This is a genomic window from Xenorhabdus khoisanae, assembly GCF_001037465.1.
GTDB lineage: Bacteria > Pseudomonadota > Gammaproteobacteria > Enterobacterales > Enterobacteriaceae > Xenorhabdus > Xenorhabdus khoisanae.
Map to the genome: position 1 here is coordinate 1 of NZ_LFCV01000097.1, position 13,556 is coordinate 13,556.

Sequence of the window (13,556 nt, forward strand, 5' to 3'; positions counted from 1 at the left end):
CCACCGCCATCGGCGAGTTTGTAGGTTTTTTCTTTGGGTTTTGCAGTTTCGATTTGCCGGGCGTTTAGTTTCATTATTAAGGGCATCCTTGTAATCGAACGGTAAGTGCCCCGAATTATGCCCTTCGCTGCATATTGATTGCAACAGACGAAACTAGACGTAGAAATAGATAATAGTGTTGATTTTGCTGGATTTGACAGGAATTGTTTTACTGGGCTGGACTTCACTGGAAGTTGAAGTGGTGCCCGGACTCGGAATCGAACCAAGGACACGGGGATTTTCAATCCCCTCTTAAGTTGAGAAACTGTTAACAACCTGGGTTTTCTTGTTTTGCTACTCAATTAACCGAGTATGCAAAATGAAAATACTTCCTATTATTTCTCCCAAAGGCGGCGAAGGTAAATCCACCCATGCTGCAAATCTGGCGGGCTTTTTTGCCGATGCTGGTTTAAATACTCTCCTGATTGATGCCGATTATTCACAACCCACGTCCAGCAGTATTTTTAGCCTGGGATATGAAGCCCCCGCCGGGCTGTATGAAGTGTTAATGCAGACGGTGGATCTAAGGGAATCGAAGCGGATCATTTCCCGCTCGGTGATCAACAATCTCGATATCATTGTCTCCAACGATCCCGATGAACTCCTGCCGACGGCGATGCTGCACGCCCCTGACGGGCGTCTTCGCCTGCGCAATATTTTGCAACATCCACTGTTTCATCAATACGATGTCATTATTATTGACTCCAAAGGCGCGACTGGTGTGATGACAGAACTGGTGGTACTGACTGCAACTCAGTTTGTGCTGGGGATAATTAAACCCATCCTGCCGGATGTCCGTGAGTTCCTGCGCGGCACGTTGCGGATGCTGACCCGACTGCAATCCTTTGAAAATTACGGTATTCAGCTGCCGCTGATCCAGATACTGGCCAATGGCATTGAAGGCACCAATCTGGACAGGGACACGCTCAATGAACTGACCGATATTATCGACCAGCAGCGCTACGATACGTCAGCATTGGGTGGCAGAAAGGTTTATCAGTTGCTGAACACCCGGATAGATCTACTGGATATCTACAAACTGGGTCACGTTCGCGCCCAGCCTGTTCATCGCCTGGAATATAAAACTCCCCGCAAAAGTCCCGCCGCCGCCCAGACCATGCACAGTCTGGCCTGTGAACTGTTTCCCGAATGGCAGGAGAAATTTGATGCCGTGCTGGTCAACCAACCGACGGGGGGAGCGCAATGAATATTATCTGGCGAGCTATCTGTTTTTGCTATGACAATGCAGAATTACCGTTCACGGATACACAGGATGAATGGTTTGTGTTTGTCGATGCGCCTGATCGTAAAGCGGCACTGGCGAAATTCCAGACATTATTACCCGTTATCTGGGAGGTTTCGCCTGAGAACGTCGAGCATTTCAGTCCCCGTCATGAAGATGAATTGCGCGAGCTGTCACTGATGCCCGGTACACCGGATGATTTGGCCCTGCTGGAGTGTGGCTGGGAAAATGGCAAGCCGCAGTATCTGACCGCAAAAGAAGTTTTGTTCTGGGTTTCTTCCCCGCATCTGCAACAGCGTTTAGTGAGGGCACTGAATGCCGTCAACAGGGAGGTGACCAATGAATCGGGATCATGATGCGTTACAGGCCATCAGTGAAGCAGAACCCAGTTATGCTTATGCCGAAGTAGGCGTGATTGGCGGACTGGTACTGGAGAATGAACGTTGGGACAGCGTTGTTCAGCTGCTGGCGGCGGACGATTTTTACTTTCCGGCACACCGAATAATCTATCAGGCCATTGCGGAACTGAGCGAAAAAAACTGTCCGTTTGACCTGATCACCCTGACTGACAGGCTGACACAGCGGGGGCAAATAGACAGCGTCGGTGGTTTTGCCTATGTGGCGGAAGTGTGCAAAAACACGCCCAGTGCGGCCAATATTGAGGAGTATGCCCGCATTGTGGCAGAAAAAAGCCGGTTACGTCAGTTACTGGCACTGGGTAAATCTCTCAGCGCGGAAGTTTTTCAGCCCAATATCCGGTCAGAAACCCTGATTGAGCAGGCAGAAAGTCACTTGTTTAATCTGGCGGAAAAAGGCACCGCCCGGCAACATCAGGCTGTGACCCTGCTGCAAGGGGCGGATGCCCTGATTGCCCATCTGGAGCGCATACAGGGCCGCAATGGGATCACTGGCACTCCCACAGGATTTCAGGCGCTGGATGAAATGACCTGTGGCTTACAGGCGGGTGACCTCATTCTGCTGGCCGCCCGTCCTTCCATGGGGAAAACGGCACTGGGGCTGGCCTGTTGTCTCGGTGCGCTGCGGTATCGGGACGATGCGGTGGTACAGATTTTCAGCCTGGAAATGCCGACTTCACAACTGATGCTGCGTCTGTCTGCCATGGAAGGTGGCGTGGCATTAACCGCGCTGCGCAGTGGCCTGCTGGACGATGAACAATGGGGACGCATCAGCCAGAGCCTGGATCAGTTTGCCCAATGGGATCAACGATTGATTATCGATGATTGCAGCCACCAGACGCCTGCGCTATTGCGCGCCCGTGCCCGCCGTTATACCCGCCAATACGGCAAACCTGCCCTGATTATGGTGGATTACCTCCAGTTGATGTGCGCCCCCGGACAGGAAAATCGTACGCAGGAAATTGCCGATATCTCCCGCAGCCTGAAAGCGTTAGGTAAAGAGCTGGACTGCCCGATACTGGCGCTGTCCCAGCTTAACCGGCAAGCCGAAAACCGCGCCGATAAACGTCCGAACAACGGCGACCTGCGGGATTCCGGTTCGCTGGAGCAGGATGCCGATCTCATTCTTCATCTTTACCGCGATGAAGTCTACCACCCGGAAACACCGGATGCGGGGATTGCCGAAATTATTATTGGTAAACAACGTCAGGGACCCACGGGCATTATCCGTGTGCGATTTGATGGTCCATGTACGCGTTTTTCTGATATCGACAGCGTCGGGAGGTAAATGATGGGACGCAATACGTTGAATTTAGGCCATGCTTTGTTACAGCAGGGACGACAGGCCGTGGCTACCCTCAATGACAGTCAGCCGATGGCGGAAATGCCAATGGTATTGACATTAGATCAGCTACGCCCCAATCCGGATAATCCCCGCACCAGTCGTAACCCGCGTTATGACGATATCAAGGCGTCGATCAAAGCCCGTGGGCTGGATACGGTGCCGAAAGTGACGCGTGATCCGGACGGCGATGAGGTCTATATCTTCAGTGATGGCGGGAATACGCGCTATCAAATTCTGTCCGAGCTGTGGCAGGAGACCGGGGATGAACGTTTTTATCGCATTCACTGCCTGTTTAAACCGTGGCCGGGGCGATTACAGTGTGTAATCGGGCATCTGGCGGAAAACGAACTGCGCGGTGATCTCAGTTTTATTGAAAAAGCCCTCGGTGTCTGTAAAGCCAGAACACTCTATGAAGCGCAGAAACAGAAAAAAATCACACTGCGGGAGCTTTCTGCCTTGCTCAGTGAAGCTGGTTTTCCTGTCAGTGACAGTCATATCAGCCGGCTGGAGCACACGGTGAAATACTTGCACCCGTGGATGCCTCATCTGCTCAGATCAGGGTTGGGAGCTCCGCAGATAAAACCCTTGCTGGCGTTACGACAGAGCGCGTATGCCGTCTGGCAGCACCATGTTGCGACAATCAATCCGGAACCGACTTTAACCTTCGACGAAGTTTTTGGGACCTGCTGTCGTAAATTTGATGCCCCGGAAATCTGGTCACCGGAGATGTTCCGCGATGAACTGATCGGCGATTTATTGCAGGCACTACCGCATCCGCAGCTCAATTATGACCGCTGGATGCTGGAACTCGATCCAAAAGAGCGTAACCGCAAAAAACTCTTTGGTGAGCAGACTACGGTGTCGGATAGCGTGCCGGAGCCAGCCGTTTCAGAGCCTGATACTCTGCTGGAGACAGAAGTTCCTGAACCGGATAATGCGCATCGGGTTCGAGTGCGGAATGCGGAATCGAACTGTCGAATAATTTCTAACCCGCTAACAGAAACGCTCTCTGAGTCTGACTGCACATCCGAGTCGGCGTCAACCGACAAAATACCCCCGTCTGTCACTCAAGTCGAAAAACAGCGGGTTACTCACGCCAGTCAATCGAAAAACACGGATGATGCTGAGACGCTGCCTGAACCGGATCAGGCTGTGTCTGAAACTGAATGTCTGTCTTTTGCCCAGACCGGGCTGGAGCCGGTGACCTCCGTCTGGACTATTTCCCCGATGCAGGATGATATCGAACATCTGCAAAGCATGGCGTTCCGGCTGGCCTTTGAACTGGCGGAAGTGATGGGTTGTGACCGTGATTTACTGCCGACGTCGGAAGACGGTTCAGCCGGATTTTGTCTGATTGATGGTCAGGAGGCTCACCCTTTTTCGTGTTTACTGCTGTCATTCACCGGGGAAACGTCAGCTGACACCGGAGAGCTGACACTGACGGCATTGCTGCTGGGCACAGCGGTGCAGGCGGAGGTACCTTTACTGGATGATACCCAGACCGTGAAGTTTATGCGTCTTATCCGGGTGATCCGCCGTCTGCGTGAGCTTCAGCGCCCGCTTACAGCAGAGACGATAACGCGGTCGTGATACTGGCCGTTGTTCACTCTGTTTTGATTAGCCTGATACTGGAGGAAGTGGATGAATCATTTATCGCAAGCCACCAACAACCTGCTGATGCAGCTGGTGATGGATTTGAAGAACGGCTATATCCGCCGTTGTGAGGCGCTGGGGCTCGCGCCCAATGAAATGTTAATGTTGCAACGCCTGACGATTGAGGATTTGCATTATCTGGGCAACAGTCCGGTGTCCGTGCTGAATGTGCATATTCACCATACCAATCTGGCCCGTCTCTTACAGCAGGCGCGCGTCGAACAGCAACGGATGAAACGCATTGACCGGGCACTGGAACTGGGCGGCTCCATTGAACTGATGCACTACTTTTTCGGCCTGTCCAGTCTGGAAATCGCTGCCCGCCGCCGGATTGCCGGTATGACGGTACGACCGGGGCGGGGGACGCCTTTAACGGAAGCTGAGAACCGCGAACTGTGGCAACACTGGCAAGCCGCCGCGATGCCCGATGCGGACAGTGCCGAAGGGCTGGATATCATGATGGGTGTCGCGGAACAGCACGGCGTCTCGCTAACGGCAGTCTGGCGGGCGGTCAGGGAGTGGCAGCAGAGTGACATGCCTGAAACGATGAAAAAGCAGGCATAACAGAAAGATAAAAGAAATTATGTCAGAAAGATTAACCGAAATGATCCCCGGCCTGCATGTGCCTGTGACAGCACCACTGTCACTACGTCGCAAGGCACAATATCAGGTACGGTGCTACCGACGGGGTGAACGCAACTATATCCGGCTGAAAGAAAAAGGTACCGGGTATCTGAAAATCAATATCGGCCTGTTCTGGCGATTATTAAGTCGGGATAACGGGCAGTCGTGGGAGCTGATGCTCCACGAACGCTACAACAATGAAATCCGTAAATAGTTCGTGTTGAAGTCGTGTCATTCTGCATCCTGTTTTGGCGACAGGGTGCAGCCCTGACATTATTTTTGCAGGTTAACACCGGAGAAAAGGGATCATGAAAAACCTGTCAGCAGACAGCATCATTGCTCACACCGTCGAGAAAATGAAAATCCGTCTGGCGCAACGTGCTGACGATAATGTTTCACAGCTGCGCAGTGGGCTGCTGTTTATGGGCAATATTCAGGATGCCTATCCCCGCCGTCTGTTACTGGACGATCGCCTGTCGCCACTGGATAAAACCGGCTGGATGATGATCCGCCTGTATGCCCTGAATAATGAAGGTGCCGTGTTCCCCAGCTATGACGAGTTGCAGGTGTTGCTGGCCTCCCCCTATAAAGGGAAAGCCTCCCGTGAAACCGTCAGCCGGGTCTTGCTGATGCTGCGAATAACCGGCTGGCTGAGTTTATGCAAACGCATCCGCGATGAACACGGACGGGTACGGGGCAATATCTATGCGCAGCACGATGAACCGCTGACCTGTCGCGATGCGGAAACGCTCGATCCCCACTGGCTGGATACGGTTGCAGAAGCCTGCCGCAGTAAAAATCGCACCATCAGCCAGACCGCATGGGCGGTGCTGACGGAGATCAAAGAAGACCGGATGATGCGCCATCGCTACAGTCATATCCGTCTGCTGGAAGAACGGCTGAATGTGGTGCAGACGCCGCAGCAAAAAGTGATGCGTCACTCACTTCAGTCAGGCGAAACACATACCGAACTCAGTCACATAAAACCGGATTCGGAAACCGAACTGAGTCAGTCAGAGCGACAAAAGAGCCTGAATTCCGATGCCGAACTCAGCCAAAAATCAAGCTCTTATAGTTGTTCGACTAAACCGAACTGTTATGTACGTTCTTTCACACAGAGTGTGAATAAAAAAACATACGTAGAACCGCAATCCACTCTTTTTCTGCCAGAAGGGCTTTGTCGACAACTGGAACCGGAAGAGGTGACGATGCTGAACAGCCAGTTGCAAGCGCTGCCTGCTGAACAGTCACAAACCGTGTTGAGCAGTCTGGATAAGGCGTTACGGGCAGGGAAAATCAGCAATCCGGTCGGCTGGCTGCTGGCGATGATGAAACGGGCACGGGAAGGAAAACTGTACGCACCGGCTGAACCGGTTGCTGTTACACCTGCGCCTGCCAGAGTACCAGAGCCCTTCTTACAGGAGCCGGAACGTTCCGTCACACCTTCATCACAGTCCCATGTGCGCAGTGTAGTGAAAGATATTCGTCAGCGGCTGGCGTTGGTGAAATATCAGTGACACGAGAATTGATTAAAAAGCATACTTTGCTGTCAGTGACAGCAAAGTATGAAATATAGCCAAAATTAATCATCACTCTCACTTTAACTTATTCTTTTTAAGCCCGGAATAAAAAATAATAAAATTATTTAAGTTACGAAATAATTAATCAAGGTGATATCAATAGTATCAAATAGCTTGTTAAGGTTATCAGAATAAGTTGTGTAGTATGACATTCTGTTATATCTGGTTGTTAGTCTTTCTTTTGCTTATTCATCTTTATCTCCTGCAACTTTTTTACGTAAAATATTTCCAATGGGATCAGGGTGAGTCACCGCGGGCAGTGATTTCTCTCCCTGGGTTGCCAAACCCGGTTATTTATCCCACGAAGAAATAGTTCAAACATAGACTAATGGATTAAAAATGAAGGAATTACTGCAAAATCACCCTAATGACAGAGAGTTTCCCGTCAATAGCTTTCGGATAGTGAAAAAGAAAACAGAACAAAATAAAAATCTGCATTTTATTCGGCCTCTCAAAGCTGTGGGGGCAAGAATTCTCTGGATTATAACGATTTTAATAATTTCATTACTCACAGGTATAACGGATATTAGTTTTAATGATAATGTCCCCTCAGCCGGTTTTATACTATCTGTTTCGTTAATAGGCTTTATTTTATATGGCATATCCCTCTCTATTTATACTTTTTTCCGAGTTAAGAATATGCCGATTACGGAACAAAAAAATTATTATCGACAAGCCGGATTATCAGTATTACCGGAAGAAAAGCGGCAGGCATTACGTTTAGATATTGTTGGAAGTTATGACAGTGGGTTCTGGATTGAAACACTGGAACATTACCCGCTGAAAAGCCGTGTTTCACCAAATAGTCAATATCACTTTTTACCCTTATCAGATGTTCAGGATCACCAATCTCAGCTACATAAGGATTGGGGAATATTGGATAAAGCAGGATATTTAGAGATGTTACACAGGTTATGGGCAGGTATGCACTCGAAACATTTTGCTGTTGATGCTGTGATGACTAACGGCGAAATGTTTAAAACGCTCGGAGCGCTGATAGAAGAATCACCTGAATATGTACAACAATGTTCCTGTTCTGTGAATGGAAGACCACCGGCCTTACTCTGGGGATTTGATCTCTGGCGGGCACTGGTCTTAAGCCGGAATAGTTTTGTGGCGGGTTATATCAGTGAGGACATGGCCTGGGAACATATTTTAAAAACAGCAGATTATGTGTACCAGCTCTTTGATAACTTTGATGCATTTTATACCAACTACCGGTTGGGAAATGCTTACTGGAGCAGGGATTTTGATATGAGCAAAGAACGTCTGGCAAGGTTCCGCCTTTATAAGACATATTGTGACTGGCCAATTGCTCAATTATCCTGGCCAGAAAGGAAAGACATAGATATGGAAGATTATATGAGAAATGGTTTCGCGGACTGGGTTAATTCTGCGTTGCAGGAACACATGGAAAATTCAGTCAGCGATGAGGTTACAGAAGAAGATGAAGCCAATATTATTCCGCTGGTTTTGCACTGATAATCACCATGATATCTGCCTGCATACTCTAATGACATCAATTGTATGAAAACTATACTTTGCTGTCACTGACAGCAAAGTGCAAAAAATAAACAAATAAAAATCACTTTATCACGTTCCATAAGAGCAGAATATTTCCCCTTTTCCCGTAACTGGTTATTTATTGAGTCACAACCGCCTTTGCCCTGATAGTTCTACTGAATTATCAAGGCAAAACAGGAGGCTTTGTGCATGTCTGATTCAGAAGACAAATCATCATCCCAGCCACGTTTACGCGCTGGGGTATTAACATCCTCACTCACCATTGAACTGCATACCCACTATGCGATCCGGTTGTGGGCAGGGCGCCGGCGGGAAGAGATCAGCAATCCACGAAAATTTTCAGGCATTCTCGGGATGCCGCAGGTCATTAAGCGTGCCGGTAATATCAGTGTGGATTCCGCTGCCGATAATCCGTATGCCGATGCCTGGCTGGTGAAGCTGGAACACGCGCTGGATACGGCTTTCACCAACCTCCAGCAGAGTATTGCGACTTTGCAGGATACTCTGAACGCCGTACCACAGCAGATCACCTTATCCGCCGTTTCCTCTGTCGAACCGCTGAATATCGGCGTCTACAGCCACTCCCCGTTGGGTTATCGCTGTGTCTGGCTGCTGGTTGGCTATGACCAGCTTGCCATGAAAACATTTCAGGCTTTCCATTACGGGCTGATTTCACGGGCAGAGCGTGATGCCTTTCTGCACAATGGCAGCCGTGCCATTCGTCAGATTTACGGCATTGTGCGCTCTTACCGTTCACTGGCTGTCAGCCGCTCTGATATTGCGGAGAAAACCCCGGCAGGGCTTGAGGCGATTAAACTGCTGGGTGAACCGCATCCCGATATTTTGTCAGGCAAGTTGCGCTCGCTTTTCTCGCTGCCGTTACGTCCTATTAAACAGAACTGATGGAGGGGGTGCGATGCAGCTTTATTTGTGTGAAAAGCCCTCTCAGGCCAAAGATATTGCCAAAGTTTTGGGTGTGAAACAGCGCGGACAGGGATTTCTTTTCGGCCCCGGTGTTATTGTCACCTGGGCCATCGGGCATTTGCTGGAGGTGGCTGCCCCCGAACACTATGGCGAGCAATTTGGCCCGCCGTGGCGCATGGATGTCTTACCGATTTTGCCTGCGCAATGGCAATGGGCAATCAAAAATGAGACTGCCTATCAATTTGCGGTGATTAATCAGTTATTGAAACAGGCGGATGAGGTGATTATTGCCACCGATGCCGACCGTGAGGGGGAAGTGATTGCCCGTGAGTTGCTGGAGTATTGTCGTTTCACCGGTACAGTCAGGCGGCTGTGGCTGTCGGCACTGGATGAAACCAGCATCCGGCAGGCACTGGCGGCAATATTACCGGGCGAGCAGACGGAAGCTCTCTATCAGGCAGGGCTGGGGCGGGCGAGAGCCGACTGGCTGACGGGTATCAATCTGACCCGTTTGTATACCCTGAAAGCACAGGCACTGGGTTTTGGAGAGGTGCTGTCCATCGGGCGGGTGCAGACCCCGACACTGGCACTGGTGGTGAACCGGGATAAGACCATTGCTCAGTTTGAGCCAAAACCTTACTGGCAATTGGTTGCTAAACTGGAAAAAGACAGCATTCGTTTTCGAGCCAAATGGCAGCCTGTAACGGATGATTGTGATGAAGAAAACCGTTGTATTAAGCCAGATATTGTTCAGGCCGTTCAGCAACGTTGCCAGCAGGCAACGCAGGCCACTGTGATGGACGTCAGCAAAAAGCGGGAGAAAACCCCGCCGCCGCTTTGTTTTGATTTAGGCACACTCCAGCAGGCTGCTTCCCGTTTGTGGGGCATGGGAGCGAGTCAGGTGCTGGCGATTGCCCAGTCCCTGTATGAAACCCATAAAGCCACGACTTACCCGCGCACGGATTGCGGCTATCTTCCCGTATCCATGCAGGCAGATATTCCTGTAGTACTGACAGCACTGGCGCGAACAGACCCTGCTATGACCGCTATTATCAGCCAACTGGATAGACAACTCGTGTCCCGTGTCTGGAATGACAAAAAAATCACGGCACACCATGCCATTATTCCCACGCGTCATGCTTTTGATATCAGCCGCTTAACGACCGATGAGTTAAAGGTTTATCAGCTTATCCGTCAGCATTATCTGGCGCAATTTCTGCCGGTTCAGGAAACGGATGTGACAGAAGTGACGCTGGACATCGGCGGGCCATTATTCCGGGTAAAAGGCCGGGTGAATGTGATGACGGGCTGGAAAGCGCTGTTTACCGATGAGGCGGGAGAGAATGGAAAGGAGGAAGAAAAGAATGTTGATTTACCGCTACCGGCACTTAATCAGGGTGATCGCTGTCAGGTGATTGAGGCAAAAATTCAGGCACGCCATACCAAACCGCCGGCACCGTTTACTGAAGGTACGCTGATTGCCGCGATGAAAAATGCCGCCAGTCTGGTCAGTGATCCGCAACTGAAACAAGTCTTGCGCGAGAGTGCCGGGTTGGGTACGGAAGCGACCCGGGCCGGGATTCTGGATACCTTGTTTAAACGCCAGCTGATTGAGCGGAAAAAGAAAGCGATCCACGCGACGCCTTTGGCGCAGGAATTGATTGCCGGGCTGCCGGCGGTGCTGACAGATCCGGGCATGACCGCGTTATGGGAGCAGTCGCTGGAGGATATTGCGCAGGGTAAGGCATCACTGGCGGTTTTTATGCAAAAACAGGCACAGTGGCTTCAGCATTTAGTCGAACGGGGTAAGGCACAGCCGCTACATCTGACGTTGCCGAAAACACCCGAATGTCCGAACTGTGGCGGCCGGATGCGGCAACGGCAGGGGAAAAGCGCGCCGTTCTGGGGTTGCGTGAACTATCCGGGCTGTAAAGGCATGCTGAATGACAAAGCGGTAACACAATCGCGCAAGGTCAGACGGGCAAATCAGAAAGTCTGAAGATCTGGTTGTTGATTGACGTGCTGATGGGATGTTCTAAAAATCAACCTGTTTCTTAAATGATCGGTGAGCCTGTAACGATCGCCTCCGGGTGGCTGTAAAACTCCCGTAGCCTGAAAGGGAGTGCCTCAACGCGGTACATCTGCCCACCTTTGGAAGCAGATATCATCCCGATGGATGATGAAGGTTCATTATTCTTTATCAGAACGTCAGCAACGTCACTGTCTGACACCCGGCGGGGAACATCATTCCCGTCAGGGATGGGATTTTCTCCGTTGCACCTTATTTTTGACCTCCATGGAGAAAATTGTATGTCTGAGAACGCAACACCCTTAACCAAAAATGACTATTTCAACCTGAATATTAAAGGCCTGGGCTATTTGAATAATATCCGCCATGTCAGCACGGCCAATGGCACGTTCCTGAGCTGCGTGATCAATGCGTTAAATGGCCCCGGTGATAATCCGGTCTATGTGCGTTTTGATATTACCGTGGTCGGCAAGGAGGCGACCAGTCTGATTGCCCGTTGCCAGAAATCGGTGGATGAGGACAAAAAAGTGTTGCTGGGTTTCACACTAAGCAATCCTTCCACCGATATTTTTACCCTGAAACGCGGGGATCATGCCGGTGAACAGCGCGTCAGCCTGAAAGCCCGGTTGATCAAGGTTGACTGGATTAAAATCGGTCAGGACAAGGTCTATCAGGCCGAACAATCCGATTCGACGCCGCCACAGAATGGTGTCGCACAAACCGAATATGCAGAAAACTCGTTCTGATATTCATTCTACTCCACTGACTTGCCCTGAATGTTTTCAGGGCAGTCTCTTTGCTAACAAATACAATAGGGTACAGACATGAATATCGCACCGATTGGTGTTCTGGCACAGCAATATTGCCATAAGCAATTACCGTTAACGGTGTTGCGAAGCCGTGCAGGTTTTTATATCGGCACAATGGATGAGGGCGAACCGTGTTCCCGTGAGTCGGTGGAATATTTTGCCCACCGTGAACTGGCCGAATTTGCCCTGAAACAAGGGTGCTGGACACAGCGTCAATCACTGTAACAAGGAGAAATGGGTATGTCTTCGCGTGGAATTAACAAGGTGATTTTAGTCGGGCATCTGGGGCAAGATCCGGAAATCCGTTACCTGCCAACGGGCGGCACAGTGGCAACGCTTTCACTGGCCACCTCAGAAAGCTGGCGGGATAAACAAACGGGCGAAATTCGGGAGAAAACCGAATGGCACCGGGTGGTGATTTTCGGCAAGTTAGCGGAAATTGCGGCGGAATACCTGCAAAAAGGCGTTCAGGTTTACATTGAAGGCCAGTTGCAAACGCGCAAGTGGCAGGACCAACAAGGGCAGGATCGCTATTCAACAGAAGTGGTGGTAAGTGTCAATGGCACGATGCAGATGCTGGGAAGTCGTGGCGATGCAAAACAGGCAGCTGCTCAACAGGTGGGGCATAAGCCAGCACAGAAGCCACAGTCTTCTAAGCCCATCAGTAAGGAGAGAAAAAACACGCAAACGGCTCAACCTTTTGCTTTACCGGAGGAGGAGAAAGAAGAGCTGGATTGGGCGGATGAGATCCCGTTTTGACGTGGTTTTTATCATCAACAAATTGCCCTGTTACGACAGGGCTTGTTTTCATTATTGTGTACTGATAGGTTTTTATTTAAATTTACTCGTGTCAATTTTTGCCAATTCATTGGCATATTCTTTCATTTTCTTTTTTTAGGCAATTTATAATAAAACCATAGCTACGATATTTCTATGATTCTTGTGAAGAAAATGATGGTGGCCTTAAGTGTTAAAGGTGTATTAAAAGTTAAAATATAAAAAATATCATTAAAGCTAATTTTTCAGGTCACGTATTCAATCCGTTGATTTATCTTAAATATAATATTCTCTTTCAATAAAAGTTCCGATAATTTTGTCATGCATCTCAGAGGGTTTTGAGTAACCGAGTGTTTTACGGTTCAATCGTTTAATTCTGTTACGAAGTGTAAGGTTTTCACGTTCGGTATTCTGGATCTTCCATCTAATTATCATGTAATTCTTTATGCGTTGTCAGTTTTATTAAGTGCCTCGCTAATAACATTTAATTATACACGTGATTATATCTTCCCTTGCACAACCAGCCCCCTAATAGTTAAACTGAAATTTACCGCAGCGATGAGAATATAACCCATTTTTTAGAAAAGAAAGGC

At 49.6% G+C, this 13,556-nt stretch carries 16 protein-coding genes; 13 read left to right on the forward strand and 3 right to left on the reverse strand.

Annotated features, from left to right (window positions below; all coding sequences use genetic code 11):
• Positions 1-272 (reverse strand): hypothetical protein (locus tag AB204_RS23535; protein WP_152671543.1); only part of this gene is annotated, 272 nt, incomplete at its 3' end.
• A gap of 86 nt (positions 273-358) precedes the next feature.
• On the opposite strand from AB204_RS23535, the gene AB204_RS14215 reads away from it, so the two are divergent.
• The 10 genes from AB204_RS14215 (at position 359) to AB204_RS14260 (ending at position 11,347) form a co-directional block, all read left to right on the forward strand.
• A complete protein-coding gene (locus AB204_RS14215) occupies positions 359-1,246 on the forward strand; it encodes a ParA family protein (protein ID WP_047964030.1) in 888 nt (295 codons plus the stop codon).
• A complete protein-coding gene (locus tag AB204_RS14220; protein WP_047964031.1) occupies positions 1,243-1,638 on the forward strand; it encodes a hypothetical protein in 396 nt (131 codons plus the stop codon). Before AB204_RS14215 ends, AB204_RS14220 begins: the two co-directional genes overlap by 4 nt.
• Positions 1,622-2,986, forward strand: coding sequence for an SPI-7-type island replicative DNA helicase (gene dnaB-PI / locus AB204_RS14225; RefSeq protein WP_047964032.1), 1,365 nt, complete (start codon positions 1,622-1,624; stop codon positions 2,984-2,986). Before AB204_RS14220 ends, dnaB-PI begins: the two co-directional genes overlap by 17 nt.
• Before the next feature lie 3 nt (positions 2,987-2,989).
• On the forward strand, positions 2,990-4,633 hold the full coding sequence (locus tag AB204_RS14230) for a ParB family protein (RefSeq protein ID WP_047964042.1): 1,644 nt from the start codon (positions 2,990-2,992) through the stop codon (positions 4,631-4,633).
• Positions 4,634-4,684: 51 nt separating this feature from the next.
• On the forward strand, positions 4,685-5,260 hold the full coding sequence (locus tag AB204_RS14235) for a DUF2857 domain-containing protein (RefSeq protein WP_047964033.1): 576 nt from the start codon (positions 4,685-4,687) through the stop codon (positions 5,258-5,260).
• Positions 5,261-5,279: 19 nt separating this feature from the next.
• Positions 5,280-5,534, forward strand: a complete 255-nt coding sequence (locus AB204_RS14240; protein ID WP_047964034.1) for a ParE family toxin-like protein — start codon at positions 5,280-5,282, stop codon at positions 5,532-5,534.
• A 94-nt stretch (positions 5,535-5,628) separates the two neighbouring features.
• Positions 5,629-6,837 (forward strand): STY4528 family pathogenicity island replication protein, encoded by a 1,209-nt coding sequence (locus tag AB204_RS14245; protein WP_047964035.1) that lies wholly within the window; start codon positions 5,629-5,631, stop codon positions 6,835-6,837.
• 702 nt (positions 6,838-7,539) lie between these two features.
• Entirely contained in the window at positions 7,540-8,382 is an 843-nt protein-coding gene (locus AB204_RS14250; protein ID WP_235428094.1) for a DUF1266 domain-containing protein, read from the forward strand.
• Between the two features lie 231 nt (positions 8,383-8,613).
• Positions 8,614-9,327: a PFL_4669 family integrating conjugative element protein gene (locus tag AB204_RS14255; protein ID WP_047964037.1), complete on the forward strand. Its 714-nt coding sequence runs from the start codon at positions 8,614-8,616 to the stop codon at positions 9,325-9,327.
• 13 nt (positions 9,328-9,340) lie between these two features.
• Positions 9,341-11,347, forward strand: a complete 2,007-nt coding sequence (locus AB204_RS14260) for a DNA topoisomerase III (protein ID WP_047964038.1) — start codon at positions 9,341-9,343, stop codon at positions 11,345-11,347.
• Between the two features lie 55 nt (positions 11,348-11,402).
• Here AB204_RS14260 and AB204_RS22825 read toward each other — a convergent pair whose 3' ends face one another.
• The gene (locus AB204_RS22825; RefSeq protein ID WP_161796572.1) at positions 11,403-11,579 is read right to left on the reverse strand and encodes a hypothetical protein; all 177 of its coding nucleotides are present in this window, start codon (positions 11,577-11,579) and stop codon (positions 11,403-11,405) included.
• Positions 11,580-11,658: 79 nt separating this feature from the next.
• On the opposite strand from AB204_RS22825, the gene AB204_RS14265 reads away from it, so the two are divergent.
• The 3 genes from AB204_RS14265 to ssb all read left to right on the forward strand — a co-directional run bounded on the left by AB204_RS14265 (position 11,659) and on the right by ssb (position 12,945).
• Positions 11,659-12,123 (forward strand): STY4534 family ICE replication protein, encoded by a 465-nt coding sequence (locus AB204_RS14265; RefSeq protein WP_047964039.1) that lies wholly within the window; start codon positions 11,659-11,661, stop codon positions 12,121-12,123.
• Between the two features lie 78 nt (positions 12,124-12,201).
• Positions 12,202-12,411 (forward strand): hypothetical protein, encoded by a 210-nt coding sequence (locus AB204_RS14270; RefSeq protein ID WP_047964040.1) that lies wholly within the window; start codon positions 12,202-12,204, stop codon positions 12,409-12,411.
• Positions 12,412-12,426: 15 nt separating this feature from the next.
• The gene (gene ssb / locus AB204_RS14275) at positions 12,427-12,945 is read left to right on the forward strand and encodes a single-stranded DNA-binding protein (RefSeq protein ID WP_047964041.1); all 519 of its coding nucleotides are present in this window, start codon (positions 12,427-12,429) and stop codon (positions 12,943-12,945) included.
• Between the two features lie 294 nt (positions 12,946-13,239).
• On the opposite strand, the gene AB204_RS21500 is transcribed toward ssb, so the two are convergent.
• Entirely contained in the window at positions 13,240-13,398 is a 159-nt protein-coding gene (locus tag AB204_RS21500) for an IS1 family transposase (protein WP_411354719.1), read from the reverse strand.
• Positions 13,399-13,556: the final 158 nt, after the last annotated feature.

Bases quoted from the DNA above. Each gene is read 5' to 3' on its own strand.
- AB204_RS14215 (WP_047964030.1), top strand. From the start codon at position 359: ATGAAAATACTTCCTATTATTTCTCCCAAAGGCGGCGAAGGTAAATCC.
- AB204_RS14220 (WP_047964031.1), top strand. From the start codon at position 1,243: ATGAATATTATCTGGCGAGCTATCTGTTTTTGCTATGACAATGCAGAA.
- dnaB-PI (WP_047964032.1), top strand. From the start codon at position 1,622: ATGAATCGGGATCATGATGCGTTACAGGCCATCAGTGAAGCAGAACCC.
- AB204_RS14230 (WP_047964042.1), top strand. From the start codon at position 2,990: ATGGGACGCAATACGTTGAATTTAGGCCATGCTTTGTTACAGCAGGGA.
- AB204_RS14235 (WP_047964033.1), top strand. From the start codon at position 4,685: ATGAATCATTTATCGCAAGCCACCAACAACCTGCTGATGCAGCTGGTG.
- AB204_RS14240 (WP_047964034.1), top strand. From the start codon at position 5,280: ATGTCAGAAAGATTAACCGAAATGATCCCCGGCCTGCATGTGCCTGTG.
- AB204_RS14245 (WP_047964035.1), top strand. From the start codon at position 5,629: ATGAAAAACCTGTCAGCAGACAGCATCATTGCTCACACCGTCGAGAAA.
- AB204_RS14250 (WP_235428094.1), top strand. From the start codon at position 7,540: ATGCCGATTACGGAACAAAAAAATTATTATCGACAAGCCGGATTATCA.
- AB204_RS14255 (WP_047964037.1), top strand. From the start codon at position 8,614: ATGTCTGATTCAGAAGACAAATCATCATCCCAGCCACGTTTACGCGCT.
- AB204_RS14260 (WP_047964038.1), top strand. From the start codon at position 9,341: ATGCAGCTTTATTTGTGTGAAAAGCCCTCTCAGGCCAAAGATATTGCC.
- AB204_RS14265 (WP_047964039.1), top strand. From the start codon at position 11,659: ATGTCTGAGAACGCAACACCCTTAACCAAAAATGACTATTTCAACCTG.
- AB204_RS14270 (WP_047964040.1), top strand. From the start codon at position 12,202: ATGAATATCGCACCGATTGGTGTTCTGGCACAGCAATATTGCCATAAG.
- ssb (WP_047964041.1), top strand. From the start codon at position 12,427: ATGTCTTCGCGTGGAATTAACAAGGTGATTTTAGTCGGGCATCTGGGG.
- AB204_RS21500 (WP_411354719.1), bottom strand. From the start codon at position 13,398: ATGATAATTAGATGGAAGATCCAGAATACCGAACGTGAAAACCTTACA.